23 protein-coding genes and 1 tRNA gene are annotated in these 24,996 nt (G+C 58.9%); 11 read left to right on the top strand and 13 right to left on the bottom strand.

Annotation, left to right across the window (positions count from 1 at the left end):
• The first annotated feature begins 24 nt into the window (after positions 1-24).
• Positions 25-1,128 (top strand): DUF5074 domain-containing protein, encoded by a 1,104-nt coding sequence (locus KQ659_RS20090; protein WP_216679452.1) that lies wholly within the window; start codon positions 25-27, stop codon positions 1,126-1,128.
• A 126-nt stretch (positions 1,129-1,254) separates the two neighbouring features.
• Here KQ659_RS20090 and KQ659_RS20085 read toward each other — a convergent pair whose 3' ends face one another.
• Entirely contained in the window at positions 1,255-1,527 is a 273-nt protein-coding gene (locus KQ659_RS20085; RefSeq protein ID WP_216679453.1) for a hypothetical protein, read from the bottom strand.
• Between the two features lie 167 nt (positions 1,528-1,694).
• On the opposite strand from KQ659_RS20085, the gene KQ659_RS20080 reads away from it, so the two are divergent.
• From KQ659_RS20080 to KQ659_RS20070, 3 genes are all read left to right on the top strand, one after another.
• A complete protein-coding gene (locus tag KQ659_RS20080) occupies positions 1,695-2,291 on the top strand; it encodes a thioredoxin family protein (RefSeq protein WP_216679454.1) in 597 nt (198 codons plus the stop codon).
• Positions 2,292-2,710: 419 nt separating this feature from the next.
• Positions 2,711-3,283 (top strand): helix-turn-helix domain-containing protein, encoded by a 573-nt coding sequence (locus KQ659_RS20075; RefSeq protein WP_216679455.1) that lies wholly within the window; start codon positions 2,711-2,713, stop codon positions 3,281-3,283.
• Positions 3,284-3,499: 216 nt separating this feature from the next.
• Complete coding sequence (locus KQ659_RS20070; RefSeq protein ID WP_216679456.1) at positions 3,500-5,809, top strand: B12-binding domain-containing radical SAM protein; 2,310 nt, start codon at positions 3,500-3,502, stop codon at positions 5,807-5,809.
• 149 nt (positions 5,810-5,958) lie between these two features.
• Here the strand turns inward: KQ659_RS20070 and KQ659_RS20065 are convergent, their stop codons facing one another.
• Genes KQ659_RS20065 through KQ659_RS20055 form a run of 3 tightly spaced genes read right to left on the bottom strand, consistent with a single transcriptional unit; the run spans position 5,959 to position 7,880 of the window.
• On the bottom strand, positions 5,959-7,011 hold the full coding sequence (locus KQ659_RS20065; protein ID WP_216685716.1) for a hypothetical protein: 1,053 nt from the start codon (positions 7,009-7,011) through the stop codon (positions 5,959-5,961).
• 24 nt (positions 7,012-7,035) lie between these two features.
• Positions 7,036-7,581, bottom strand: a complete 546-nt coding sequence (locus tag KQ659_RS20060; RefSeq protein WP_216679458.1) for a GNAT family N-acetyltransferase — start codon at positions 7,579-7,581, stop codon at positions 7,036-7,038.
• Between the two features lie 29 nt (positions 7,582-7,610).
• Complete coding sequence (locus KQ659_RS20055) at positions 7,611-7,880, bottom strand: hypothetical protein (RefSeq protein ID WP_216679459.1); 270 nt, start codon at positions 7,878-7,880, stop codon at positions 7,611-7,613.
• A 105-nt stretch (positions 7,881-7,985) separates the two neighbouring features.
• Between KQ659_RS20055 and KQ659_RS20050 the strand changes: the two genes are divergently transcribed.
• The 5 genes from KQ659_RS20050 to KQ659_RS20030 all read left to right on the top strand — a co-directional run bounded on the left by KQ659_RS20050 (position 7,986) and on the right by KQ659_RS20030 (position 11,533).
• Positions 7,986-8,058, top strand: a tRNA-Gly gene (locus tag KQ659_RS20050).
• Between the two features lie 257 nt (positions 8,059-8,315).
• Positions 8,316-8,552 carry a hypothetical protein gene (locus KQ659_RS20045; RefSeq protein ID WP_216690521.1) on the top strand — a complete coding sequence of 79 codons (237 nt, stop codon included), beginning with the start codon at positions 8,316-8,318 and terminating at the stop codon, positions 8,550-8,552.
• 718 nt (positions 8,553-9,270) lie between these two features.
• Positions 9,271-9,618: a hypothetical protein gene (locus tag KQ659_RS20040; protein WP_216690522.1), complete on the top strand. Its 348-nt coding sequence runs from the start codon at positions 9,271-9,273 to the stop codon at positions 9,616-9,618.
• Positions 9,619-9,845: 227 nt separating this feature from the next.
• On the top strand, positions 9,846-9,992 hold the full coding sequence (locus KQ659_RS20035; RefSeq protein ID WP_216679463.1) for a hypothetical protein: 147 nt from the start codon (positions 9,846-9,848) through the stop codon (positions 9,990-9,992).
• A 194-nt stretch (positions 9,993-10,186) separates the two neighbouring features.
• Positions 10,187-11,533 (top strand): metal-dependent hydrolase family protein, encoded by a 1,347-nt coding sequence (locus KQ659_RS20030; RefSeq protein ID WP_216690523.1) that lies wholly within the window; start codon positions 10,187-10,189, stop codon positions 11,531-11,533.
• A gap of 13 nt (positions 11,534-11,546) precedes the next feature.
• Here the strand turns inward: KQ659_RS20030 and KQ659_RS20025 are convergent, their stop codons facing one another.
• The 7 genes from KQ659_RS20025 to KQ659_RS19995 form a co-directional block, all read right to left on the bottom strand.
• Positions 11,547-11,882 (bottom strand): DUF5615 family PIN-like protein, encoded by a 336-nt coding sequence (locus KQ659_RS20025; protein ID WP_216690524.1) that lies wholly within the window; start codon positions 11,880-11,882, stop codon positions 11,547-11,549.
• A complete protein-coding gene (locus KQ659_RS20020) occupies positions 11,883-12,089 on the bottom strand; it encodes a DUF433 domain-containing protein (RefSeq protein WP_332875088.1) in 207 nt (68 codons plus the stop codon).
• A 74-nt stretch (positions 12,090-12,163) separates the two neighbouring features.
• Positions 12,164-14,203 carry an excinuclease ABC subunit UvrB gene (gene uvrB / locus KQ659_RS20015; protein ID WP_216679466.1) on the bottom strand — a complete coding sequence of 680 codons (2,040 nt, stop codon included), beginning with the start codon at positions 14,201-14,203 and terminating at the stop codon, positions 12,164-12,166.
• A gap of 251 nt (positions 14,204-14,454) precedes the next feature.
• On the bottom strand, positions 14,455-16,113 hold the full coding sequence (locus KQ659_RS20010) for a hypothetical protein (protein ID WP_216690525.1): 1,659 nt from the start codon (positions 16,111-16,113) through the stop codon (positions 14,455-14,457).
• Positions 16,103-16,759 (bottom strand): RNA polymerase sigma factor, encoded by a 657-nt coding sequence (locus tag KQ659_RS20005; protein ID WP_216685732.1) that lies wholly within the window; start codon positions 16,757-16,759, stop codon positions 16,103-16,105. Before KQ659_RS20005 ends, KQ659_RS20010 begins: the two co-directional genes overlap by 11 nt.
• A 173-nt stretch (positions 16,760-16,932) precedes the next feature.
• Positions 16,933-17,694, bottom strand: coding sequence for a shikimate dehydrogenase family protein (locus KQ659_RS20000; RefSeq protein WP_216690526.1), 762 nt, complete (start codon positions 17,692-17,694; stop codon positions 16,933-16,935).
• Between the two features lie 124 nt (positions 17,695-17,818).
• Positions 17,819-18,481: a DedA family protein gene (locus KQ659_RS19995; RefSeq protein ID WP_216679470.1), complete on the bottom strand. Its 663-nt coding sequence runs from the start codon at positions 18,479-18,481 to the stop codon at positions 17,819-17,821.
• Between the two features lie 423 nt (positions 18,482-18,904).
• Between KQ659_RS19995 and KQ659_RS19990 the strand changes: the two genes are divergently transcribed.
• Both KQ659_RS19990 and KQ659_RS19985 read left to right on the top strand, forming a co-directional pair.
• A complete protein-coding gene (locus KQ659_RS19990; RefSeq protein ID WP_216690527.1) occupies positions 18,905-19,828 on the top strand; it encodes a bestrophin family protein in 924 nt (307 codons plus the stop codon).
• A gap of 211 nt (positions 19,829-20,039) precedes the next feature.
• On the top strand, positions 20,040-22,370 hold the full coding sequence (locus tag KQ659_RS19985) for a T9SS type A sorting domain-containing protein (RefSeq protein ID WP_216690528.1): 2,331 nt from the start codon (positions 20,040-20,042) through the stop codon (positions 22,368-22,370).
• A gap of 161 nt (positions 22,371-22,531) precedes the next feature.
• Here the strand turns inward: KQ659_RS19985 and KQ659_RS19980 are convergent, their stop codons facing one another.
• Both KQ659_RS19980 and KQ659_RS19975 read right to left on the bottom strand, forming a co-directional pair.
• A complete protein-coding gene (locus KQ659_RS19980) occupies positions 22,532-23,362 on the bottom strand; it encodes a phosphosulfolactate synthase (protein WP_216690529.1) in 831 nt (276 codons plus the stop codon).
• Positions 23,363-23,486: 124 nt separating this feature from the next.
• Positions 23,487-24,884, bottom strand: a complete 1,398-nt coding sequence (locus KQ659_RS19975; protein ID WP_216690530.1) for a tetratricopeptide repeat protein — start codon at positions 24,882-24,884, stop codon at positions 23,487-23,489.
• Positions 24,885-24,996: the final 112 nt, after the last annotated feature.

The raw sequence follows: 24,996 nt of genomic DNA, 5'->3' as shown, positions 1-24,996 counted from the left end.
CATTTTTCTCCTTTTTGTTTTCTCATGCGTTTTTCTAACTATCTGATTGTTTCGGCACTGGCTTTGGTGAGCCTGGCCGGCTGTAGCCCCGACAAGGAGGTGACCGTGGCCCCATCGTCCGACAATAACAACGTGTTTGTGCTCAACGAAGGCGCTTATTCCTCCACTGGCACGGGTACGGTCACGTTGTTTAACAAAAGCACCAAGGCCGTAACCCCCGACTTGTTCGCGAGCGTGAACGGTGCGGGCCGCCGCCTGGGCAACGTGGTGCAGAGCATGGCCGTGCGCGACAAGCGCGGCTACATCGTGGTGAACGGGGCCAATAAAGTGGAAGTGGTGTCGCTGCCCGATTTCAAGTCGGTGGGCGTTATTACCGGGTTGAGAAATCCGCGCTACTTCCTGCCCATCAGCACCAGCCGCGCTTACGTGACGCAGTGGGGCAACTACAGCACGGTGCGGCCCGGCATCAAAATCGTGGATTTGATTACCAATAGCGTGGTCGATAGCATTGCCACCGGCGCCACGCCGGAGCGCCTGACTGTGGCCGGCGGTAAGGTATTCGTGGCCAACTCGGGCGACAACACTGTCACCGTCATCGACCCCACCACCAACCGCGTCACCAATACCCTGACCGTAGGCGATGCCCCCAATAGCTTCGCGCTCGATAAAAACAACCGCCTGTGGGTGCTCTGCGGCGGGTTCATAGCCTACAACGCCAACTACACCGTCGACTACGCGGCCACTACGCCGGGCAAGCTCGTCGGCCTCGACCCGGCCAATCCTGCGGTGGGGGCCACCTCGCGTACATTTGCCAGCAACCGCTACGCGCCCAACGACATTCATACTAACCCGGCCGGCGACCAGCTCTATTTCCGCGCCGCCGATGGCTACTCCTACCTGGGGGCCGTGGTGCGTCTGGGCATTGCCGATGCCGCTTTGCCGTCGCTCACGGGGACGCCGTTCATCGACGGGCTGTTTTACGGCCTGGGCATCGACCCGGTCGATGGCACCGTTTATACCGGCACGGGCACCTTCTCGGTCGATAAAATGACGCGCTACCAGCCCAACGGCACCAAAATCGACGAAACCGTGGTGGGCGCCGGCCCCAACGGCTTCGTGTTCTTCTAAGCTAAGGCGCTCAGCCGCCAGCTTTCCCGTTTCTTCTCCTTTCTTTCTGCAAATACTGAAAAAGGCCCGTTCCGAAAGGAATGGGCCTTTTTTGCGCGTCCTGGATTTGAAGCCGGCCGAATGAAACTAGTCGGCGATGCCGTCGTGGTTGCGGTCTTTGGCGTCGCCGGCGGCTTTGTAGAGCTCTTTGCCGGTGGGGCGGTTGGTGGTGTCGCGGCGCAGGCCAGCCGTGGCCGAGTCGCCGCCGGCTACGCCGTCGGTGCCGGCGGCGGGGCCTTTTTTATTGTAACCGCGCTCCACGTTGGTGTCACCCTCTTTGGTGCCCGAGCTGCAGGCGCTAAAAGTGGCGGTGAGGGCGCAGGCCACGGCGAGGGGGCGGAGGAAAGTTTTCAACGACATAAAAAAGCGAAGGTGAAGGATAAATAACGTATGATGGCGCAAGGTAGAAAAATAACCCGCCCGCCCGCAACCCGAACCACTGGGCGCGGGTACGGTTGTAGCGGAGCGGGCCAGCCGAAGGTTGCCCCAAACTGCGCGCTCCCGATTTATTTTTTTCCATTTGCCCGATGTCCAATCCGATTTCTGACTCCCTGCCGGCCCCGGTCTATACTTACCCCGAGTTTCGCACCCTGATGGCTACGCTGGTCGCCGAGCACCGCACCACCGGCCCCGAGCAGACGCCGGGCCTCATCCGCTACACCGACCAGAACCAGACGCACCTCGACAACGGCCAGGCCCGGCCCCTGCTTCCGGCCCTGCTTGAGAAGCTGCGCCAGCTGCCCCACCCCGAGCGCTGGCTGGTACTGGGCGAAGCCTGGTGCGGCGACACCGCCCACGCCCTGCCCATTCTGGCCCACCTGGCCGACGAAAGCCAGGGCCGCGTCACGCTGCACGTCGTGCTCCGTTCCGAACACCCCGAGCTGATGGCCACCCACCAGACCGACGGCAAAAACAGCATCCCCAAACTCATTCGCTACGACGCAGCCACCGGCACCGAACTCAGCACCTGGGGCCCGCGCCCGGCTGCTGCGCAAGTGCTGAGTCACCAGCTGCACAGTGATAAATCTTTGCACGTCAATCAGGTAGTAAAAGGCATGAATGCGTGGTATGAGGCCGATAATGGCCAGGCCATGCAGCAGGAATTGCTGGCACTGTTGGGCTAAGTGTGGGGTTCAACCAAAAATTCCCCTATTTTGCACCTCCCCAATTCCTAATCTATGCCTTTGCCACTGCGCCGTCGCCTTCAGAACCACGTTGCCGCCTGGCCCTGGCGGCGGGTGGGCGTGCTGGCCGGCGTTAGTCTGCTGTTGGCACTAATGCTGGTAGTTTATTTGTTTGGCATAAGCGACCATTTCTTTAGTCGACTTTTTTTTGCGTTTCTCGTATTGGTCTGGCTGCTGGCCGTTACGTTCCTGGTGGTGGTACCCTTCGTGAGTTGGGCCACCGCGCATTGGTTCGGACGCGGATGGGCCGAAATTTCGACGCCGGCCCCACGGCCCCGTCGAGCTGCTCCGGGCGCATCAGCAGCGCGTTCTATTTCTCCACCGGCTGCCTCGCGGCGGCCCGAAACACGTTAAAGCCCTTGAAAACCAACCTACTGCATATCAAAAATATGGTGTGCCCCCGGTGCGTAGAAGCCGTGCACAACCTGTTGGAGCGCGCTGGTTACAGCCCCAAAGCCGTAACGCTGGGCGTCGCTGAGCTCGACGAGAACACGCCCGCCGACCCCGAAGACCTGGCCCCGCTGCTGCAGGCCGCCGGCTTCGAGCTGCTGCGCGGCCGGGCTGAGCAGCTTACTGAACAAATCAAAGGCACCCTGGCCGAATACCTGGAGCACCTGCGCACGGCGCGCTCGCCGCTCACCACATCGGCTTTTCTGACCGACCGGTTTGCGGCCACCTACTCGCACCTGAGCAAGGTGTTTTCGCGCACCGCGCACCTCACCATCGAGAAATACCTCATCCGCCTCAAAATTGAGCGCGTGAAAGAAATGCTCAGCTACGGCGAGCTGACCCTGAACCAGATAGCCGACCAGATGCGCTACAGCTCCGGCCAGCACCTGAGCAACCAGTTCCGGCAGGTGACGGGCTACTCCGTAAGCGAGTTCCGCCGCCTCATGCTGCCCGAGCGCCTGTCGCTGGATGCGCTGGCGTAGGCCGTTGGCTTGATAAAAAAGCGCCGCCCTGGTCCAGGGCGGCGCTTTTTTGTAGCATACGCTTTGGCTTGTGCACGAGCGGAGCGAGTACAATGCGCCTCACTGTTCAACGCGTTTACTCGCTCCGCCGTGCACAAGCCAAAGCGTATGCCACATCTCCCCGACCTTTGTTCCTCAATTTGAACCCCGGGCCCCGCGACCGGGTTAGTCTCCACTGTGCCTACTGCTTCGCCCCGCATCCTGCTTCTCACGCCGCCGCTCACGCAGCTCAACACTCCGTACCCGGCCACGGCCTACATCAAGGGCTTTCTGGGGGGGCGCGGCTACGCTGTGACGCAGGCCGACATGGGCCTGCAACTGGTGCTGCGCCTGTTTTCGGAGGCCGGCTTGCGGCGGATTTTTCAGGCAATCGAAGCCGGTGGTTTCGACCTGAGCGACAATGCCACGCGCATGCTGCGCCTGCAAAACCGCTACCTGGCCACCATCGCCCCAGTCATCCGTTTTCTTCAGAATAAAGACCTCACGCTGGCCCCGCGCATCTGCCATGGCCGTTTCCTGCCCGAGGCCAGCCGCTTCGATAACGTGGCCGACCTCGAAACTGCCTTCGGCACCATGGGCCTCACGGACCAGGCCCGCCACCTGGCCACGCTTTACCTCGAAGACCTCGCCGACCTCATCAAGGAAACCGTGGGGCCGCACTTCGGCTTCTCGCGCTACGCCGAGAAGCTGGCCCTCTCCGCCACCAGCTTCGAGCCCCTGCACCAGGAGCTGACCGCCGCCCCCAACCTGCTCGACACCATGCTGCTGGAGGAGCTGGAGCCGCTGCTGGCCCGGGTGCAGCCCGATATGGTGGGCTTCACCGTGCCCTTCCCTGGCAACCTCTACGGCGCGTTGCGGCTGGCCAAGCACATCAAGCAAATCAGCCCCGCCACCGTGACCGTGATGGGCGGTGGCTACCCCAATACCGAGCTGCGCGAAATCAAAGAGCCGCGCTTTTTCGACTACATTGATTACCTGACGTTGGATGATGGCGAAGGCCCCTGGCTGCGGCTGCTGGAATATCTGGCGGGCCAGCAGCAACAAAAAGAACGTCATGCCGAGCGAAGCGAAGCATCTCGCGTGCCGTCACTAATCCTGTCGTCCAACGATGCGAGCGAGATGCTTCGCTTCGCTCTGCATGACGTTCAACCGGACCGTTCAAAACTCCAGCGCACCTTCCTGCGCGACGAAACTGGCGAAATCCAGTACATCAACCACCCCTTCCCCGACGTGCCGCATGCCGAGGTGGGCACGCCCGACTATTCGGATTTGCCCCTCACCGAGTACCTCTCGGTGCTGGAAGTGCTGAACCCCATGCACCGCCTCTGGAGCGACGGCCGCTGGAACAAGCTCACCGTGGCCCACGGCTGCTACTGGAAGCGCTGCTCGTTCTGCGATGTAACGCTGGACTACATTTCGCGCTACGAAACCGCGCCCAGCACCCTGCTGGTGGACCGCATCGAGCAAATCATCAACCAAACCGGCCAGACCGGCTTTCACTTCGTGGACGAGGCCGCACCGCCGCTGGCCCTGCGCGACCTGGCCGTGGAGCTGCTCAAGCGCCGGGTGCCCATCACCTGGTGGGGCAACATCCGGTTCGAAAAAACATTCTCGCCCGACCTCTGCCGGCTGCTGGCCGCCTCGGGCTGCATCGCCATCTCGGGCGGGCTGGAAGTGGCCTCGGATAGGTTGTTGGTCTTGATGGAAAAGGGCGTGACCATCGCCCAGGTGGCCCGCGTCACGGACGGCTTCACTCAGGCCGGCATCATGGTGCACGCCTACCTGATGTACGGCTTCCCCACCGAAACCGCGCAGGAAACCGTGGATAGCCTCGAAGTAGTGCGCCAGCTGTTCGCGGCCGGCGTGGTGCAAAGCGGCTACTGGCACCGCTTTTCGATGACTGCGCACTCGCCCGTGGGTAAAAATCCGGCGAAGTACCAGGTGGCGGCCATCGGCCCCGAGCCCGCCGGCTTTGCCTGGAACGACTTGTGGCACGACGACCCGCTGGGTACCGACCACGAAGCCTTCGGCCCCGGCCTGGCCAAGTCGCTCTACAACTACCTGCATGGCGTGGCCCTGGATGAGCCCCTGGCTCGCTGGTTCGATTTCAAAACCCCGAAAACGACGACCCCGCGCCACCTCATTCAGCAGGCCCTGCAAGCCCCCGATAAACCCGACTTCGCCCGGCAAAACCAGCGCCTGTTCTGGCTCGGCAACGCCCCCGAAATTCGCATCGAGCCCGGCAAAAAAGCCCCCCGCGCCGTGCTCACCTGCTACGAGCAGGCCGAGGATTTCGAGGTGAAAACCACCGAAGCCGCCGGCCGCTGGCTACACCAGCTCCTCACCCAGCTCAGTCAGGATTTTGACACCAAAGTGCTGCTGCGCGATGCTGTCGCCAGCTTTCCGAAATCAGAAGGCTCATTCGAAGCGTTTCTGCAAAGCCCGGCCTGGGCGCTGCTGCGCGAAAAGGGCCTGCTGTTGCTGTAGCCCAGTTTTCCGCGTGTGCCCGTATGCTCCGGTCGGACCGTCCTAGGCGGTCCGACCGGAGCATACGCTTAGCCACTTAAACGGCGCGGGGACGCGAACTACAGCGTGCGTGCTACTGTCCAGCCCGGTACACCAACATGTAAACCGCGCTACCGTCCGCGCAGCCACTCCACCACCTCGCTCGGCAGCCCCGGCCCAAACACCGGTCCCAAGCTGCCCGGTACCAATAAATCGGGGCCGGCGGTGCGGTACACCCGCACGGCCGTGCCGCGCCGCCCGCCCAGCGCGTTGCGCATGGCGGCCGACCGGGCAAGGGCCCCGGCCCCGCCATACAGGGTCAGCAGCGGCATTTTGCGGCTGCGCAGCTCCCGAAACGCGGCGCGGGCATTGGCATCCACCACGGTATTCTGGGCGATGAAGAAGGCGGCCCGGGGCGCGCCCGGGCCGGTGAGCAGCGAGGCCAGCGTGGCGGCCCGGCTTCCGGCGGCCCACATTCCGATGTTGGTGGTGTCGGCCCCACCGGTGCTGTGTAGCAGGCGCAGGGCCGCTTGCAGGCGTGGCGTTTCCTCGGCGGCCGTGGCCGAGTCGGCGGGCGGGAGCAGCAGCACGATGATGCCTTCGCGGGCCAGGGCATCAGCCCAGATAGCGGCCGTGGGAGCCGTTTCCGCATCGGGCAGCAGCACCAGCGCTGCGCCGGGCGTGTCGGTGTCGGCGGGGGCAAACAGCCAGGCCGAGCCAGTGGCCTGTGGCACTTCTTCGGTGCGGTAGGCGGTGGGCGTGGGCACGCCGCGCTTCACCAGTAGGGCAGTGGCTTTCGTGGAGTCCAGCATGAGCGTACCGCGCCAGAAATCGCCGTCCAGCGTCAGGGCCAGAGTTTGGCCGGGCCGGGCGGGCCGGCTGAGGCGCAGCTGGTTATTGCTGAAAACAATGGTGTCGGCCACGAAGCTGAGCGTGCCCGGAGCCGTAAACTCGGCTTCGTAGTGGCCGGGGCTGGGGTGGCGAATGTCGAGCGTGGCCCGTGCCCCGGCCTGCCCGGCCGCGCCGAGGCTGCCCTCGTAGTGCCCTACCGGCGGCGTGGCGGCTGCCGCCGCTTGCTCGTTTTGGGGCTGGCAGGCCGCCAGAAGCGCACCCACGCACAGGGCCAGCAATGCTCCGCTGTGGCGAAGGAAACGGCGGCTCGTCGGGTGCGTGGGGGCTGGCATAGGCATTCGCAAAAATAGACGCCTTTAGCGGCCGGCCATGCCCTTGCGCAAAATCAGGTCGGTCTGCACGTCCTGGCCCAGTCGGAACTCGTGCTGGCCCACTTCACGGAAGCCAAACCGCTGGTAGAAAGCCCGGGCCTTGTCGTTTTTCTCCCACACGCCCAGTACCACGGCCGAGCAGTGCAGTTGTTCAGCCAGGGCCAGAATGCCGCGCATCAGGGCCGCGCCCAAGCCGGTTCCCTGCCAGTCGTCGCGCACGTACAGGCGCTCGATTTCGAGGCGGCCGGCGGCGTCCTGGCCTTCGGGCAGGCCCAGGGCCGAATTATCGCGCAGCTTGGCGTAGCCCACCAGCTCGTTCTGCATGTGGGCCAGCAAAAAGGTGTTTTCGCGGTCCTGCAATTCGGCCAGCTGAATATCGGCCCCGAAGTTTTCGCCCAAGTACGCCGCCATATCCGCCGGGGTATTGGTAGCAGCGAAGGTGTCCTGAAAAGTTTGGCGGCCCAAATCGGCCAGTTGGGCGGCGGTGGCGGTATTGGCCTTGGCCAGCGAGATGCGCAGAGGAGATGACATGGCGCAAAGGTCGCGTTGCCGCCGCAGATTTAGAGTATTTCGTCGGCGTTGGGGTCCCGGTGCGTGCTGGTGCCGCGCCGCATCCGCAGGCCCCAGCGCATCAGGAACCCGCTGGCCAGCAGGGCTACCAGGTTCACTGTCAGTAGCAATGCCGAGGGGCTTTCGGGGCTGCCCGCATTCCAGGAATAGGCTCCCACGGCTACTTTTAGCAATAAACCCAGGCCCATCAGCCCGCCACTAACGATAAGGAACAGGCCAACCAGACGTTGGGTAGCAGGAGGGAGGGGAGGGGTTGCCATAATTAACAGTGCATACGCGGCCCGCAAAGCGGGGGTTGGCCGTTTGATTTTTGGTCGTTGCTAATCCGGTTCTTTGGCGTAATTTCGTGCCACCAAGATATTACTGCGAGAGTAGCTCAGTTGGTAGAGCATCAGCTTCCCAAGCTGAGGGTCGCGAGTTCGAGCCTCGTTTCTCGCTCATTGATTAACAGCCATTTAGCTTCATCGCTAGGTGGCTGTTTCGGTTTTCAATTACACGGGGAATTACACAAGCCCCGCGCAAGCATGGGGCTGGCTCCGTATTTGGTGTAAGTTGTTATGCAAAAAGCCCCGCTTTCCTCTTATCGAGGGCGCGGGGCTTTTTATACAAGCATTTCTCCACCTAGAGAGGAAGGGAAGGACTACATGGTATGTTATAAGAGATTACTTACTTGCATAAAATTTACTCCATTTGTCATGAAAAAGCTGATACTAGTTTTGATGTTCCTGTTGTTTAATAATGTTTGTTTCTCGCAAGATGCGGACTACTTAGGTTTTGTGCGTCCAGATACGGGTTATAATGATTTTCATGATACAAACTTTAATAACTACTGGGGCAAAAAAGAAGGGACGATTACCAATCAAATACTAAACATGATGCGGAAAAATTGCTTAGATTGTCGCGAGCCGGTCAAAAAACGAACAGAACTCTAACCTCGCTCCAGGCACTTTCTTTGGATTGCTATCGACAGCATATAAGCATTTTTCCCGCATCAGCACTACTATTAACCAAAAACTTCAAGAAGGTTGTAGACAAGTTCAAGAATTCAACGCATATCATTGCGTATGAAAATCTGAAGATACATTATACAACGATTAACTTATACTTTAATGATAAAAATGGTCTTGAAAGGATAGTAGTTAGTCGTTATTATGGCGATTTGCCGCAAGAAAATCTGAATCATATTATACTTCCGATGATGACGGGGTTTTCGGCGGACTCAGAAGGTGTTTATCGAGATAAAAAAAAGAATGTAACATCATGGCGTACGCAGAATAAAGAGGAGAACAGCTTTACTGATATCTACATTCCGTACACAACCCTTAGACTCAACTAAAGGCGCTTAATTATATAATAAGCCCCGCGTTCCTCAATCGAGGGCGCGGGGCTTTTTGTGCACGGCTTACTATTTCCCGGCGGAGCGTTGAGCAATCAGTCGGCGTAAAAGGGCAGCGCGGGGGCAGGCCCGGTTAGTTGATGGCTTGCTATTGGGGGGGGGTGGAGGGGTGGCCGGCGCGTGGCTGCTCCACCACCTTGTATAGGTTTGTGAGAGTGAGACCGGGGCGCTTGGCCTACTTGAATTTGCTCCTACCTTTAGCTCATCCTAGTATCCCTTCATACTATCTACTTTCACCGGTACGCATTTCTACCATGTATCTAGTTGACCGAACGCAGAAGAAAATGGCTGTTATCGAGCCTGTAACCTTCAGCAGCCAAGGCATCTCCGAACGAGCCGACCTACAGGAGTGGCTGGTCGCTAACCCGATATCGTTGGGAGAGCCTTTGCTCATTATCCAAAAGGAGTTCGACGGCTTTGATGGCACCTATGAACGTCTCGACCTGCTAGCCCTCGACAAAGAATTTAACCTCGTCGTAATCGAGAACAAGCTTGATGATTCTGGCCGGGACGTCACTTGGCAGGCCTTGAAGTATGCCTCTTATTACGCTAGCCTTAGCACCCAAGACATTGTTCGCCTGTATCAATCCTATCTGGATTAGGGTCATTGCACCAAATGCACAGTTAGCGTTTTCTGGTTGAGCTTAAAAAAACATGTGTCGATTGCTGAATCGGAAGGCCCTTTCCAGCGCTAGGATTCGGTGAAATGATTTACTGGCTGTTCAAATAGTTACAACACCCTCCTCACAACTTGCCTTGTTCAAAGCATGTTATTGGTCAATACGTTGTGAATATTGGCTCAACTATAGCAACACTAACTGTGCATTTGGTGCAATGGCCTTATATGGGCTTCGGTGAGCTGGATATTACGCCGGGCGGCATTGTGCAGCGCAAAGCCACGCTGCCCACCGGCTGGCAAGCGGTGAAAATTACCGGCGTGGGGCCGCAGCACCGCACGTATTCTGTTAGTCGATGACAGGCCAGTGGAATAGGGTTTTAAGCGGGCTGCCCCGGTCCGGACGCTCAACATTGCCCTTGTCTTATATCGCCTTTTTAGATGGCCGCTGAGTAGGGCCTCACGCAAATGCGGCGTGGCCAGCGGTGTAAACCGCGCGGGTAGAGTAGCTTCGCTTGGCCGCCCGCTTACCGTTGGGGCAGCCGCTGCTGTTTATGAGATATTCCCAACTTATTGCTGCCCAATCGGGCTCCATTCGCCGCTCTTGCCGTCTGCGCTGCCTGGTGTTGGGTGGGCTGCTGGCCCTGGGTAGCCCGCCCGCCCCAACCCAGGCCCAGGCCGGGCCACCTGTGAGCGCCGCCGTCGCCACGCTGCTGCGCCCCGCTGCCGTGTTCGACGGCCAGGAAATGCACCCTGGCTGGGTTGTGCTGGTCGAAAACGATAAAATTACGGCGGTCGGCCCTGCCGCCCAGGTAGTGCCGCCGCCCAGTGCCCGCACCCTGGAGCTACCGGGTCTCACGCTACTGCCCGGCCTGATTGAAGGCCATTCGCACCTGCTGCTGCACCCCTACAACGAAACCCAATGGGATGACCAGGTGCTGCTCGAATCGCAGGCGTTGCGCGTGGCGCGGGCCACGGTGCACGCCCAGCGCACACTGCTGGCCGGCTTCACCACCATCCGCGACCTCGGCACCGAAGGCGCGGGTTTTGCCGATGTCGGTATCAAGCAAGCCATCAACCAGGGTATTATTCCGGGGCCGCGCCTGCTGGTGGTCACGCGGGCGCTGGTGGCCACGGGTAGCTATGGCCCCAAGCTGTCGGTGGATGAAAACGTGCCCCAGGGTGCCCAGGAGGCCGATGGCGTGGATGGCATTATCCGGGCCGTGCGCGAGCAGATTGGCAAGGGGGCCGATATCATCAAGGTATACGCCGACTACCGCTGGGGCCCCGACGGCTCGGCCCAGCCCACGTTTTCGCAGGAAGAGCTGACGCTGATTGTGCAAACGGCGCGCTCTACCGGCCGGGGCGTGGTGGCCCACGCCAGCACCCCCGAGGGCATGCGCCGCGCTATCCTGGCTGGCGTCGAAACCATTGAGCACGGCGACGGCGGTACCCCCGAAATTTTCGCCCTGATGAAAAAGAAGGGTGTGGCCCTGTGCCCCACCGTGGCCGCCTCCGATGCCGTAGCCCAATACCGAGGCTGGCACAAAGGCACCGACCCGACCCCACTCCGCATCCAACAAAAGCACCAGAGCATGGCCGCCGCCATCAAAGCCGGCGTGACGTTGGCCCAGGGCGGCGACGTGGGCGTGTTCCCGCACGGCGACAACGCCCGCGAAGCCGAGTTGCTAGTGCGCGACTACGGCCTCACGCCGCTGCAGGTGCTGCGCCAGGCCACCAGCGGCAACGCCCAAATTTTCCACCTCGCCGACCGGGGCACCATCCGCCCCGGCCTGCTGGCCGACCTGGTGGCCGTGGCCGGCGACCCCACGCAGGACGTGGCTGCGTTGCGCCAAATCCGGCTGGTGATGAAAGGCGGCGTGCTCTACCGCCAGCCGTAGCGGCCGAAATTGGCTAAAACAATTCCAGCACATCGTTTTCCAGGGAAGAGTAGGGTTGGCTAATATTGTCTAAGTGATGTGCCAGGAGCGCCGCCATGAAATGGGTTGATTGGTTGCCGGTGCGCAGCATCACAACCTTAGGCGGGAAGCCCAGTACTCCGGCAAAGCGGTAAAAGTCTTCGTCGTTGGTAATGACGATATGCCCGTTTATGCGGGCCCAGTCCCATATTCCGAGGTCGTCAGCTGGTACGGGCAAGCCAGTGCGACTTACGTGAATCACCGTAATTGGCAAATCAGCCAATTGCTTCACCAGCCAGTACGATAGGTTTGCATCCAGCAGCCACTTCATTTAAGCGGCCAGCTGCCGGGTGCGCTGTTCCAGATTGGCCGCGAAAGCCAACGCAGCCCGAATGTGTTCCTCTGTTAGCTCTGGAAAATCTTCTACAATCTCGGCGTTGCTCATGCCCGAAGCCAACCAACCCAGAATGTCCTGCACAGCAATGCGCGTACCCATCACGCAGGGCTTGCCAAAGCGAATGCCCGGCCGGGTGGTGATGAGTGAATGAGGATTTATGGATTAAAAATACGTCGCAACATATTAACCACCATTGGCGAATTGCGGCCCGCCCGTTATTCCCGCTTGCCCTTCAGCATGGTTTTCAGCGCGGCCAGCTCGTCGCGCAGCTTGGCGGCCGTGAGGAAGTCCAGGTCTTTGGCGGCGGCTTCCATCTGTTTTTCGGTGTTCTTGATGAGTTTCTCCAGCTCGGGGCGCGTCATCATGGCTATCACGGGCTCGGCGGCCATGGCCAGGGCGGCCCCGCCGTCCGCATTGGCGTAGGTGATGGTGTCGAGCACGCGGTAGTCCGAAAGCGAGGTCTGGCCCATGATTTCGGCGTGGCTCTTTCGTACGGTGCGCGGCGTGATGCCGTGCTCCTCGTTGTAAGCCGCTTGGGTGGCGCGGCGGCGATTCGTCTCGTCAATGGCCCGCTGCATGGAGCCGGTCATGCGGTCGGCGTACATAATCACCTTGCCCCGGTCGTTTCGGGCGGCCCGGCCCATGGTCTGAATCAGGCTGCGCTGGTCGCGCAGGAAGCCTTCCTTATCGGCATCCAGAATGGCCACGAGACTCACTTCCGGCAAGTCGAGGCCTTCGCGCAGCAGGTTTACGCCAATCAGCACGTCGATTTCGCCCAGCCGCAGCTTGCGCAGAATCTCCACGCGGTCCAGCGTTTTCACGTCGGAGTGCACGTATTCGACCTTGATGCCGAGGCGGTCCATGTACTTGCTCAGTTCCTCGGCCATGCGCTTGGTGAGGGTGGTTACGAGCACGCGGTCGCCCATTTTCACGCGGTTGTCTACTTCGTCCAGCAGGTCGTCAATCTGGTTCACGCTGGGCCGGATGTCGATTTCGGGGTCGAGCAGGCCGGTGGGGCGGATAATCTGCTCCACTACCACGCCATCGGCTTGGGTCAACTCGTAGTCGGAGGGCGTGGCCGATACAAACACGGCTTGCTGGTACATGCTCTCGAACTCGTTGAACGTCAGCGGGCGGTTGTCCAGCGCCGAGGGCAGGCGGAAGCCGTACTCAATAAGGGCCGTTTTGCGGCTGCGGTCGCCGCCCCACATGGCCCGAATCTGGGGCATGGTGGCGTGGCTTTCGTCCACGACCAGCAGGTAGTCTTTGGGGAAATAGTCGAGCAGGCAGAACGGCCGCGAGCCCGGCGTGCGCCCATCAAAGTAGCGCGAGTAGTTCTCGATGCCCGAGCAGTAGCCCAGCTCCCGAATCATCTCCAAATCAAATTCCGTGCGCTCCATAATGCGCTTGGCTTCCGAGTCGCGCCCTTCCTTTTCGAAGTAGGCGTGCTGCTGCACCATGTCATCCTGAATCTGCTTGATGGCCGCGTTCAGCGTGTCCTTGCCGGTCACAAACAGGTTGGCCGGGTACAGGGCCACGCCGCTGGCCTCGTCGCTCAGCTTCTTGCCGCTCACGGGGTCAATCTTGTGCACTGACTCAATCTCATCGCCGAAAAAGTAGATGCGGATGGCGTAGTCGGCATAAGCCGGAAACACATCCACGGTGTCGCCCTTCACCCGAAACGAGCCCCGCGTGAATTCCACCTCGGTGCGCGAGTACAGAATCTGCACGAACTGATAGAGCAGGTTATTGCGCGTGTAGTGCATGCCCGGCTTGAGGAAAATAACGTTTTTGGCGAATTCCTCGGGGTTGCCGATGCCGTAGATGCACGACACCGAGGCAATCACAATCACATCGCGCCGCCCGCTGAGCAGGGTGGAGGTGGTGTGCAGCCGCAGCTTCTCGATTTCCTGGTTGATGGCCAGGTCTTTCTCGATGAACACATCGGTGCTGGCGATATAGGCTTCCGGCTGGTAGTAGTCGTAGTAGCTGATGTAGTACTCGACGGCATTGTTCGGAAAAAACGCCTTGAACTCGCCGTAGAGCTGTGCCGCCAGGGTTTTGTTGTGGCACAGCACCAGCGCCGGCTTGCCCGTCTGGGCAATGACGTTGGCCATGGTGAAGGTTTTGCCGGTGCCGGTGGCACCTAGCAGCACTTGGGCGTGCTCGCCGTTGTTCACGCCCTCCACGAGCTTGGCAATGGCGGTGGGCTGGTCGCCGGTAGGCTTAAATTCAGAGGTCAGTTGGTACTCCATGCAACGCGAAAGGTAGGCCGAAATGGTCAGCCTACCTTAACCCGAATGCCGGGGAATGGGTTTCGCGGGAATGGGAAAAGGGTAGGGAAGAACCGGAGAAAAAAGAACGTCATGCCGAGCGCAGCCGAGGCATCTCGCGTGCAGCAGTAAACCAATCGTTGAAAAGGATTACTACCACAAGCGAGGTGCCTCGGCTGCGCTCGGCATGACGTTCTTAAGTTGTGCTTATATCATAAAGCAAGCAAACTGCCCTACCGCCCAAACTCCACGCCCGCCTCCAGCCCGAAGCTATATGGGTGGCTCTGAGCGAAATAATTCTGCACCGGATGGGCATTCATGGCCAGCAGGCCAATTTCAGCCACCGGGCCCATCGTGAAGGCCCACTTGCCCGTGCTGGTACGGAACTGGGTGCCCGCCGCGCCGCGCAGGCTGCCCGTCACGCGGCGATAAGGCCCGCCCGTGGAGGCAATGGAATACGTGCGGGTAGCTTCCGGGTCGCCTTCCACGTCACTGCGCACGCCCAGCAGAGCCGTTACCACGCCGCCCAGGCGGCCGTAGAGGCTCCAGCCGTGTTTCATGGGATTGCTGTAGCGCACTTCCAGCGGAATGCTGCCCATGCTGTAGCGGAAATCGGTGGTGTGCAGCGGGCGGCTGGTACCGGCCTGGCCCAGGTCAAACAACTGCTCGCCCACGAAAGATGCCGACGATGCCGACTGCGCCGTGGCTTGGGTGAATTCGGCCCCGGTGCTCAGCGACCAGTGGCCGCGCAGGTGGCGCGTGGCCAGCAGCGCAATGCGCTGGCTCAGGCCCGGCCGCAGGTTGTTGCGGTATTCGGTGGCGGCTATTTCGGTCAGGGTAGGGGAGTCGGTACCAAAAGCAGGGCCCCGGTCATAGTCGAACGCCGGCTCGATGCCGGCCCGCGAGAAATTAACATTAGGATTGAACACGCCGGCGGTGTAGCTCGCCCCATAGGTCCAGCGTTGCGCGGCTGCCGCCGGTAGGTCGTCCATCGCCACAGTGGCCAGCCCGTTCGGCAGGGTAGTCGCATTGGCCAGGCCCAACGATGTCTGACGGACCGCCAGCAGGCTCATTTCCTCGGGCGCTACCGTTGCGGCCGATGCAGCGGTAGCCGCCACCGATATGGTGGCCGCCACGCCGCTGCCCATTGCGCCGGCCGCGCCGCCGCCCAGGACGGCCGACGTGCCGGCCGCAGCAGTGCCCGCTACGTCAGCCGCTGCCAGCATCCGGTCGGCCAGCTGGTTCGCCGACTGCTCCCCGGCGCTCGGCTGGTCAGTAGCCGGGTTGGTGGCCGAAGCCGCCGTTTCGCTCGCCGATACGGCTGCAATAGTTGCCGCCGCCGTGCCGTCACCCGCCGCCAGACCAGTCTGGCCCGCCGAGTAGCGAACCGTTGAAGCCGGCCCGAAGCCGGTGTACTTGCTGTTGGTAGCGGCTACGCCCGTCCCATTGGCGTAGCCCGGGCTAGCTGCCAGTGTAGCACTGCTGGGCTGGCTGGCCACTGGCGTGTTACTATTGGAAGCGCCGGTCGGGCCTGCGACATCTTTCAGGCCCAACGTGGCTACCGTGGTGGCGCGGCCCACGGGGGGGGCGGTTGCCGTCCGGCTGTTCGTCGCCATTTCTTCGGAGGTACCCAGCACGCTGGTGCGGCCGGCCCACCAGCCGGTGCCGGCCAGCGTGGCCAGCAGCAGGCTGGCCGCCGCCACCCAGCGCGTAGCCGCAAGGCGACGGCGGTAGGTTTCGTTCTGTCGAATCAACAGCGAATTATCAATCTGGTCCCAGAGCATGGGGCGCGGGGGCGCGGCGGCCTCCTCGCCCAGGTGGTGGCGGAATAATTCCTCCAGGCTGCCGGTGGTTTTAGGCGTAGGGTTATTTTCGATAGGATTAGCGGACATGGCGGGTTGGGGCACTGAGGCGCTCCAGTTTAGTTTGTAGGATGACGCGGGCCCGGGAATATTGGGATTTGCTGGTGCCCTCGGTAATGCTCAATAATTCGCCGATTTCTTTATGGGTATAGCCTTCGATAGCATAAAGGTTGAAAACCATGCGGTAGCGCGGAGCTAGCTCCTGCACCATTTCCAGCAATTCCTGGAAGTTGAAATTACTGAGGGTAAACTCTTCGCTGGACAGCGTTTCGGGATAGTCGCCGTCGCTCACTGCCACCAGCGAGGCGTTGCGGCGGTGCTGGCGCAGGGCCGCGTTTATCATGATACGGCGAATCCAGAATTCCAGCGGGCACTCGCGCCGGAAGCTGGCCAGCGTGCGAAACACCGTCAGAAATCCTTCCTGCAACACGTCCTCGGCCTCGAAGGTGGTTTGGGCGTAGCGCAGGCACACGGCCATCATCTTGCCGGCATATTTGTCGTAGAGTAGTTTCTGGGCCAGCTGGCGGCCGCGTAGGCAGCCGTCAATCAGCTCGGCTTCGGTGGGCGGGCTGGTCACGGCTGTGCTGCGGCTGGCCGTGAGGCGCGGAGCCGCCGCGGACTGGTCGGGCAGCACGTCATCGGCCCCAAACGCGAACCAGGTAAGGGCGCTGCTCATGCCCGCGCCCGGTAACCCGTGCCGGCCAGGGGAAGAAGGGTAGAGGAGTCCATTTTCGCTTGCATAGAAAGGCGTGTCAGTCAGAAAGTAGCCGGCCTGTGGCGGGCTGGCTCATGGGAGATGCACGCCCATTCCAAAAGGTTGCAAGAGAGATTATCAAGGAAGTTGATTTTTCATCGTTCCTCATTCTCTATTCCCGGATTATTCCAGATATCCCAGGCGGCTTCGGCTTGCAGGCACAGCATCTCGAAACCGTTTTTTACCTGTGCGCCGGCCGCCCGGCCTTTGGCCATAAATACCGTTTCAGCCGGATTATACACCAGGTCATACAGGTAGTGCTGTTCGGTCAGGGCCTCGTAGGGCAGGCGCGGGCATTCCTCCACCAGCGGAAAAGTGCCCAGCGGCGTGGTGTTAATGATGAGCTGATGCGCGGCCAGCACCTGTGGCGTCAGGTCGTCGTAGGTGAGGCCGTGCCCCAGCGGGTTGCGCGTGACAGGCCAGTAGGCAATGCCCAGGTCGTTCAGGGCCACGCTCACGGCTTTGGCGGCGCCGCCCGCGCCCAGCACCAGCGCCCGGGCCTCGGGCGTAGCCGGGAAAAACCGGCGCAACGATTCCCGAAAGCCCACCAGGTCGGTGTTGTGGCCGCGCAGGCGGCCGTCGGGCAGCCACTCTATCACGTTTACCGCGCCCACACGGCGGGCCGAGGTAGCCAGCTCATCGAGGTAGGGCACCACGCTCTCCTTGTAGGGAATGGTCACATTCAGGCCCGCCAGGTCGGGGTGGGCAGCCAGCAGGGCGGGCAGCTCGTCCACGGTGGCCAGCTCAAACAGCTCGTACGCATGGTCGGCCAGGCTCTGCGAGTAAAACTTCTGGTTGAAGTACGTCTGTGAGAACGAGTAGTTGAGGGTGCGGCCAATGAGCCCGAACTGACGCATAGAATCGAAATAGCAATTGAAAAGCAGTCTAAAGTAGCGCAAAAAGCCGTCCCGGATACAAAAATCCGAAACGGCTTGCTACTGGCAGCCCGGTGTAGCTGCGCGGCGCGCGGCCATTCGCCCGCTACCGGGCCGGAGCATCGGCCGGGCCGGCCATCTTCCCTTTCACAAACGACCACAGCGGCGGCAGCACCGACAGCGCAATGATGCCCAGAATAACCAGCTCGAAGTTCTTTTGCACCACCTCAATGTTGCCGAACAGGTAGCCGGCCAGCGTGAGCACCACCACCCACAGCACCGCCCCCATAATGCTGTACGACGCGAAGTAGCGGTACGTCATGGTGCCGATGCCCGCCACGAAGGGCGCAAACGTGCGAACAATGGGCACGAAGCGCGCCATGATAATGGTTTTGCCGCCATGCTTGGCGTAGAAGGCCTGCGTCTGGTCGAGGTACTTGCGGTTCAAAAACCGGAAGTCTTCGCGGAACACCCGGGGCCCCAGGTAGTCGCCCACGGTGTAGTTCACATTGTCGCCAATGAACGCGGCCGCAATCAGCAGCGGAATGATTATCCACACGTTCAGGCCGGTTTCGGGGCGGGCGGCCAGGGCTCCGGCCGCAAACAGCAGCGAATCGCCGGGCAGGAAGGGGAATACGATAATGCCCGTTTCGGTAAAAATAATCAGGAACAGCACCATGTAAGTCCAGGTGCCATAGTTGTGTACCACATCTACCAGGGTCTTGTCAAGATGAAGCAGAAGGTCGAAAAAGTGTTTGATGATTTCCATGCCGGACGTGAAGTGAGCCACAAAGAAAACCGGTCGCCGCCGAAACTGCTACGGCCACTGGGCATCAGCGGCCCGGGCATTCGGTATATTGTTTTCCGTAGTTAGCGTCTCGAGTCTGTGGTTCTTATCTTTGCGGCCCGGTAGACCAGCCGGGTTCTAAACGCAGTATTTATTCGATATTTTTTCCAAGGCAAACAAAACCCGCTGTTCTGGGTAGTGGGCATGTTGTTAACCTGTTAGAAGTCCCGATATACTGTTCAGGTTAGTATCAGGCGGCCAGAATATGGCATGACCTATGATAAAGCCTGCCGTAGTGCCGCTACGGATTTGGCGAAAGCTCATTTTCACTATTCTACGGTGCGGCTGTGCAAGCCCAACCCCGGCAAATGATTTGCCGTTGCAGGACAAAATAATTCTTACTCAATGATTGTTTATCAAGGCGGTGACTGGTGGCGGGCCTTGTGGCACTTTCATACTTCGGCCGTTATCCGCCTGTTGTTGAAGCGCGTGGCGCTGGTGGGCCTCTACGGTTCGGGCATTGCCGTTGTCAGTCTCGATTTTCACACCCTCAACGTCCGCATCGGGCGCGAATACCTGTCCATCCTGGGCATTCTGCTCAGCTTGCTGCTGGTGTTCCGCACCAACACGGCCTACGACCGGTACTACGAAGGCCGCAAAGTCTGGGGCGTTCTGGTATCGCAGTGCCGGGGCCTGGCCATGGAAATGAATGCCCTGTTGCCGCGCGAGGCCAAATCCAGCCGCCGCTACTTCGCCGCCCTCATCTCCAACTTCCCCATTGCCCTCGAAGGCAGCCTGCGCAACCGCATGCGCTTCGATAAGATGGAGGCCACGCCCGACATTATTGAGCGCCTGCAAAAAGCCGAAAGCGTGGCCTCCACCATCATCGCCGTGCTCATGGAAAGCGTGGAGCAGCTGCGGCAGGTTCAGATTTTCGACCCCATCCACCTCATCAACATCAAGCATCACTACCTGGCCATGATGTCGGTGAGCGGCACCTGCGAACGTATCAAGGCCACGCCGATTCCGTACTCCTACAGTTTTTTCATCAAGTGCTACATCACCGTGTTCATCATGGTAATGCCCTTGGTACTGGTCGATTCCTGCGGCTGGTGGATGGTGCCCGTCACCATGATTGGGGCCTACGCCATGCTGGGCCTGGAGATGATTGGCAACGAAATTGAAAACCCGTTCGGCTACGACAGCAACGATTTGCCCATCACCCAACTCTCCAATAAAATCCGGGTAAGTGTACATGATTTGCTCGGTGTGGAACTACCTGCCGAGAAAAAGGCTTTGGCGACCGTGCCGTACAGCGTCGTGCACTAGGTGAGCTAACTAAAACCTTTAATAATGCAATTATATTATTTTATCGAATTCGTTCTTTATATATAAAAAGTGCCTTATTAGGACGCAGTGAGCATTTTTTAAAATTATCCCTGAATTCTCAGACCTTTTTTTTCACCTTTACGTACATGCGCCTTGTCATGATACGCGAGTTACTGCGTTTTGCCCTCTAATTCATCCAATCCCCAATTCCATGCAAACATTAACTTTTACCCAGAAGCTGTTGCGACAGCGAGGCTTTCTCAGTTCTCTTATCCCGCTATTCGCCATTTTCTTCGGGATGGGTTCCTCGCAGAAGGCCATGGCACAGGGATTCAATTACGATGACGTCACAATTAATTCGGCACCCACAGGTACACCTGTTACTGCTAATAGTTACGATGGTACGCTGAACAACGGAGGTACAAACGACTATTTTGACCCTACGGTTATTCCAGGGGGAATCAAGAGAGACCTAGGCAACAGCGCTAGTTTTAATGGCGCTACTGGTGTGCTCACGCTTACCGCTGCTAATATTAATGCTTTTACAAGTTCTGCTAAGCCGATTACAGCAGCTCGTCTTAGGTATCGGGTATATGTAACGGATGCTACGATTCTTCCCGTGTATCAGGTGTTAAGTCTTGTACAAACGTCTTCTGCTAACAATACGGACCCAGTTACTTTTGTCGCACCTGCTGGCACGAACATTGACCTGTTACGTCAACCGCAGGTGTTGGGTGGGGGCAACTACACAGTGGACTTGTTGTTCCAATTTGAGACTTCTACCATTACGCGTGCGGGAACACAAGTAGTCACATACAGCGACCCGAGCAGTGGTACTGGGATTGGATACCGTGCATATTTCCAAGTGCTTGCCCCCGCAGTTACCCCTCCCGGCGGCACGACAACTTGGATTAGCACTTCCAGCACCGACTGGACATTAGCATCTAACTGGAGCAATGGTGTTCCTACACCCCTTGCAGATGCTACATTACCTGCAAAGACTACAGGGAGTAATAATACCGTTACTCCTGTTTTGGACCTTACAACACCTAACCTTTACGAAGTAAGGACACTTAACATGCTTGGAGTGACCAATGCTACTCGCGCTTTGTTGCGCATTGGAAATACTACCGGCGGCCCTAGCGGTGGAGCTACGCTTAACGTTTATGGTGACCTGAATGTCTATGGTGCTGGTATTTTGGCGGCATCAAATGGTAGCCCGGGGGTGGCTAATCCAGTTGATAATTCTACTATTATCTTGGCTGGCGGCAATCAGGCTATTCGGGGAGTACTTAATATTACTGACCTTAAAATTGCTGGAACTGGCATCAAGTATATCATTAATACGGTGAATTCAGACAATACCTTAGTATTTGCGCCGGGAGTCGGTGCGATTATGCAGACTGCATTCGAAAGTACCGACGCAAATGGGCAAAGTACTTTTTTGCTTAATACTACTCAAACATCTTCGTTGCAGCTAAATGGTGCAATCGTCAGCGAAAGTGGCCCGGCTTCGAGCGAAACTAATACTGCTTATGTTCAAGGTATTACCATAGCCCAGCGTAGCCAGCCCACTGCCGGGCAGCAAGAGACATATGGTAACATTGGTCTCGATATTACAAGCAATAACCCGATTAGTTCGCTGATGACTATTACTCGTACTGTTGGTCAACCTCTCAATTCTCCTACCTTCCCTGGCCGCACCCCAAACCCAATTAAGCGTCAATACGGAGTGTCGGGCGATGTGAATAATTCTCCGAACGTTTCCACTATCGTCTTTCATTACCTCAATTCTACTGATGAGTTGAACGGAAACCTTGACGAAACAGACCTTGCGATATTCAAAGCTACCAATAACGGACCTCCCTATACGTTTATAGGAGGTACGCCTAATCCAGGCTTACATACTATAACCAAGTCTGGAGTTGGTGCCATTAATACCATTACCCTTGGTAGCAAAAGCAACCCGCTGCCCGTTCGTTTGACGGCATTTGACGCCAAACGAATTGGCAACGATGCCTTGGTAACTTGGCAGACGGCTACGGAAGAAAACAGCAAAGGCTACGAAGTGCAGGTTTCGACCAATGGCACCGAGTACCGCACACTGGCTTCGGTTCCGAGTGCTTCGCCGAACACCATGCAGGTGACTAATTACAGCTACGTAGATAAAGCGGCTAACAAAACGGGCAAGCGCTACTACCGCCTGCACCAGCTTGACCTGGACGGCAAAGAGGCTTTCTTCGCTCCTGTAGGAGTTATCTTCGATGGTATTGCTTCAGCCTCCAACTTCGTAGCTTACCCCAACCCCATCAATAATGGAAACGAGTTTCATGTAGCCCTGCAATCGGCGGCTACGGGCACGGCCAAGCTGTTGGTGACCGACATGACGGGCCGCACCCTGCAGCAGCAGAACGTGGTGCTGACCGGCGGTCTCACCGATGCTTCGGTAGCCGGTATGGGCGACCTGAAAGCTGGTATGTACTTGGTGAAAATCACCTTGCCTTCCGGCGAAGTGAAAAACCTGAAAGTGGTGAAGCAATAAGCTGCGCCACGGCTCCGGCCAATAAAAGAGCCGGTCTCCGCAAGGAGGCCGGCTCTTTTATTGGATGCTGGTAGTCAGGCACGCATAAAACAAAGGCCCGTCATGCTCAGCATGACGGGCCTTTGTTTTATTGGTTGAAGCAGTAAACCAGCCGTGCTTTCCTAGCCGCGGGGCATGGAAGTGCCGGGCTTGCCGGTTTTGGCGGCCGGGTGGAACATGGGGTCCACCGCATCCATATCGAGGAAGTGCGAGAACGTGTCGCCGCGCAGGCCCAGGCGGATGGTTTCGAGGCTTACTACCTCATTGGGGGCAATGTTGCCCAGGTTCACGTTGGCACCCAGTAGCTTGATGAACCATACCTGCTGTGCTTTCTGCGGGGCTTCCCACAGGATTTTCTTCGAGGGAATCTTGGTCAGAATCTCCTCGACCAGGCCCGAGCGTACCTCGCCGGTGCTGCGGAACAGACCCACGTTGCCGCCCTCGCGGGCCTCGCCGATTACTTTAATGGCCCCGGCTTCCAGCTCGGTCTGCATCTGCGAAATCCACTTATAGGGCGGGATGATTTTTTCGGCGTCCTTCGAGCCCACTTCGCTCAGCACGCGCACGTACTTGCTCAGCTCACGGATATACTCGCATTTGCGCTCGTGGTCGAGGTCGATGCTGCCATCTGATACCTCGGCATACTCCATACCATAAGTGTCCAGCAGGCGCCGGTAATCGTCGAACTGGTTGCGAATGATGAAGGCTTCAAACAGCGTGCCGCCGAAGTACACCGGAATGTTGGCTTCGCGGTAGATTTCGAGCTTGCGCTTCAGGTTGGGCACTACGTAGGAAGTAGCCCAGCCCAGTTTCACCACGTCGGTATAGGCTTCGCCTACTTCCAGAAAATCTTCAACTTCGCGCAGGCTCAGGCCTTTGTCCATCACCATGGTGTAGCCCTGCTCGCGGGGCTTGGGGGTGCGCTCCGGCAGTTGGGAGAGGTCGTAATTCATTAATGGTAAGTGAAATATGGGTGTTTGGGGAAGCCTTGCCCGCTCTAAAAAAAGGGTGGCGCGGGCAAAGAAAAACCGCCCGTCGGCTGACGGGCGGTTACAAAAGTAGCGGTAAGCCGAAACGTTATTTCCGAAACTGGTCAATAAGCCGTTTCAGGCCCGGCTGCTCCCGCAGCTGGGGGAAGTAGTCGAACAGGGTGATATGCTGCTCATAATTGAGCGTGAGGGCAGTTTCTAGGGTCTCGTAAGCCTCGCGCATGCGTCCATCGGCCAACAGGTAAGCGCATAGCATATAGTGAAAATGGGCTTCGTGCGGGTGCAGCTCCACGGCATGGCGCACGAGGTCCACGGCCTCGCCGAAATGGCCCTGCTCGTAGAGAATGGCGCTCCAGTTCACCCAGCCCTGCACGTCGTCGGGGGCTACTTCAGTGGCTTTCTCATAGGCTTCGAGGGCACTTACCACGTTGCCCACCTGGTTTTCGGCCGTACCCAGTGCCGACCAGTACTCGCCGCTTTCGGCATACAGCTCCGTCGCCTTGCGGAAATAATGAATGGCCTCGAACCAGCGCTCCTGCTCCTGCAGCAGCACGCCCTGGCCAAACCAGGCCTCGTCCATCTCTGGGTTCAGTTCCAGCGCCTGGCGGTAGTATTTGCGGGCGGGCTCCCACTCGCGTAGCTTTTCGTAGCACTCGCCGATGTTGCACAGGGCCTCATCGGTGGGCTCGCCGGGTGGGTAAGCCATCTCGAACTCCGGAATGGCCTTCAGGTACTCCTGCTGGCACACAAAGGTGTCGGCCAGCCAGTGGTGGGCATCGTAGAAGTCGGCACTGATGGTCACGGCGAAGTCGAAGGCCTCGGCGGCCTTCGTAAAGTCCTCGCGGCGGTACCAGTACTGGCCCAGGTTGTACCAGGCCGTGGCCGAGTAGGGGTCATCGTCCGTAAAGCGCCTGAAGAAATCCTCATGCTCTTCCAGCCGCGCCGTAATGTCGAGACAGTGCAGGAGCTCCTGCACGCCGGTTTCGTTATCAGGGTTGAGGCGCAGGCTCTGCTTGTAGTGCTTGGCGGCGCTTTTGAATTTCTGCCAGCTCTGAAATGCCAGGCCGAGGTTGAAGTGAATGTCTTCGCGCTCGGGCTCCTGCTCCAGGCCGGTCCGGAAAAACTCCACAGCTTGGGCAAATTCGCCCCGCTGCGTGCTGATGATGCCGCGGGTTACGGCCACATCGGCATTAGTAGGGTCCAAGGCCGCTACGGCATCAATCTGACGCTCGGCTTCGGTATAGTCGCCGCGCATAGCCGTCACTTGCGCCCGGTCAATCAGCAGCTCGGTAGAAAAGGGGTATTGGCCGAGGGCTGCTTCACAGGCTTGCAGAGCTTTGTCAAACTCGGCACTCGTCACGTAATGGTCGATGATGTTCTCGAAGTCTTCCAGGTCGAAGAAAACAGACTCCTGCTGGGCAACCATGCGCTCGAAGCGACGCACGGTATCCAGCACGGTCCGGTGGTTTTCAAAATGTTCGTTCATGCGCATAAAACCGCAGTTAAGTGGATTAATCTGGTTTTGTGGATTATTGAGTCCAACGGCCGGAACCGTTTGTGGCGCTACTCGCCGGAATCATTCCACTCCACTTTATCAG

This window comes from Hymenobacter siberiensis, assembly GCF_018967865.2.
GTDB classification, from domain to species: Bacteria; Bacteroidota; Bacteroidia; order Cytophagales; family Hymenobacteraceae; genus Hymenobacter; species Hymenobacter siberiensis.
The sequence above is the reverse complement of the archived record's forward strand: the minus strand, read 5'-3'. Positions and strand labels throughout refer to the sequence as shown.

What these genes read in the sequence shown, in the direction of transcription:
- KQ659_RS20000 (WP_216690526.1), bottom strand. Translation starts at nt 17,694, where the DNA reads ATGCGTCAGTTCGGGCTCATTGGCCGCACCCTCAACTACTCGTTCTCA.
- KQ659_RS20045 (WP_216690521.1), top strand. Translation starts at nt 8,316, where the DNA reads ATGAAAAAGCTGATACTAGTTTTGATGTTCCTGTTGTTTAATAATGTT.
- KQ659_RS19995 (WP_216679470.1), bottom strand. Translation starts at nt 18,481, where the DNA reads ATGGAAATCATCAAACACTTTTTCGACCTTCTGCTTCATCTTGACAAG.
- uvrB (WP_216679466.1), bottom strand. Translation starts at nt 14,203, where the DNA reads ATGGAGTACCAACTGACCTCTGAATTTAAGCCTACCGGCGACCAGCCC.
- KQ659_RS20040 (WP_216690522.1), top strand. Translation starts at nt 9,271, where the DNA reads ATGTATCTAGTTGACCGAACGCAGAAGAAAATGGCTGTTATCGAGCCT.
- KQ659_RS19980 (WP_216690529.1), bottom strand. Translation starts at nt 23,362, where the DNA reads ATGAATTACGACCTCTCCCAACTGCCGGAGCGCACCCCCAAGCCCCGC.
- KQ659_RS20010 (WP_216690525.1), bottom strand. Translation starts at nt 16,113, where the DNA reads ATGTCCGCTAATCCTATCGAAAATAACCCTACGCCTAAAACCACCGGC.
- KQ659_RS19990 (WP_216690527.1), top strand. Translation starts at nt 18,905, where the DNA reads ATGATTGTTTATCAAGGCGGTGACTGGTGGCGGGCCTTGTGGCACTTT.
- KQ659_RS20030 (WP_216690523.1), top strand. Translation starts at nt 10,187, where the DNA reads ATGAGATATTCCCAACTTATTGCTGCCCAATCGGGCTCCATTCGCCGC.
- KQ659_RS19975 (WP_216690530.1), bottom strand. Translation starts at nt 24,884, where the DNA reads ATGAACGAACATTTTGAAAACCACCGGACCGTGCTGGATACCGTGCGT.
- KQ659_RS20085 (WP_216679453.1), bottom strand. Translation starts at nt 1,527, where the DNA reads ATGTCGTTGAAAACTTTCCTCCGCCCCCTCGCCGTGGCCTGCGCCCTC.
- KQ659_RS20090 (WP_216679452.1), top strand. Translation starts at nt 25, where the DNA reads ATGCGTTTTTCTAACTATCTGATTGTTTCGGCACTGGCTTTGGTGAGC.
- KQ659_RS20025 (WP_216690524.1), bottom strand. Translation starts at nt 11,882, where the DNA reads ATGAAGTGGCTGCTGGATGCAAACCTATCGTACTGGCTGGTGAAGCAA.
- KQ659_RS20060 (WP_216679458.1), bottom strand. Translation starts at nt 7,581, where the DNA reads ATGTCATCTCCTCTGCGCATCTCGCTGGCCAAGGCCAATACCGCCACC.
- KQ659_RS20055 (WP_216679459.1), bottom strand. Translation starts at nt 7,880, where the DNA reads ATGGCAACCCCTCCCCTCCCTCCTGCTACCCAACGTCTGGTTGGCCTG.
- KQ659_RS20080 (WP_216679454.1), top strand. Translation starts at nt 1,695, where the DNA reads ATGTCCAATCCGATTTCTGACTCCCTGCCGGCCCCGGTCTATACTTAC.
- KQ659_RS20065 (WP_216685716.1), bottom strand. Translation starts at nt 7,011, where the DNA reads ATGCCAGCCCCCACGCACCCGACGAGCCGCCGTTTCCTTCGCCACAGC.
- KQ659_RS19985 (WP_216690528.1), top strand. Translation starts at nt 20,040, where the DNA reads ATGCAAACATTAACTTTTACCCAGAAGCTGTTGCGACAGCGAGGCTTT.
- KQ659_RS20005 (WP_216685732.1), bottom strand. Translation starts at nt 16,759, where the DNA reads ATGAGCAGCGCCCTTACCTGGTTCGCGTTTGGGGCCGATGACGTGCTG.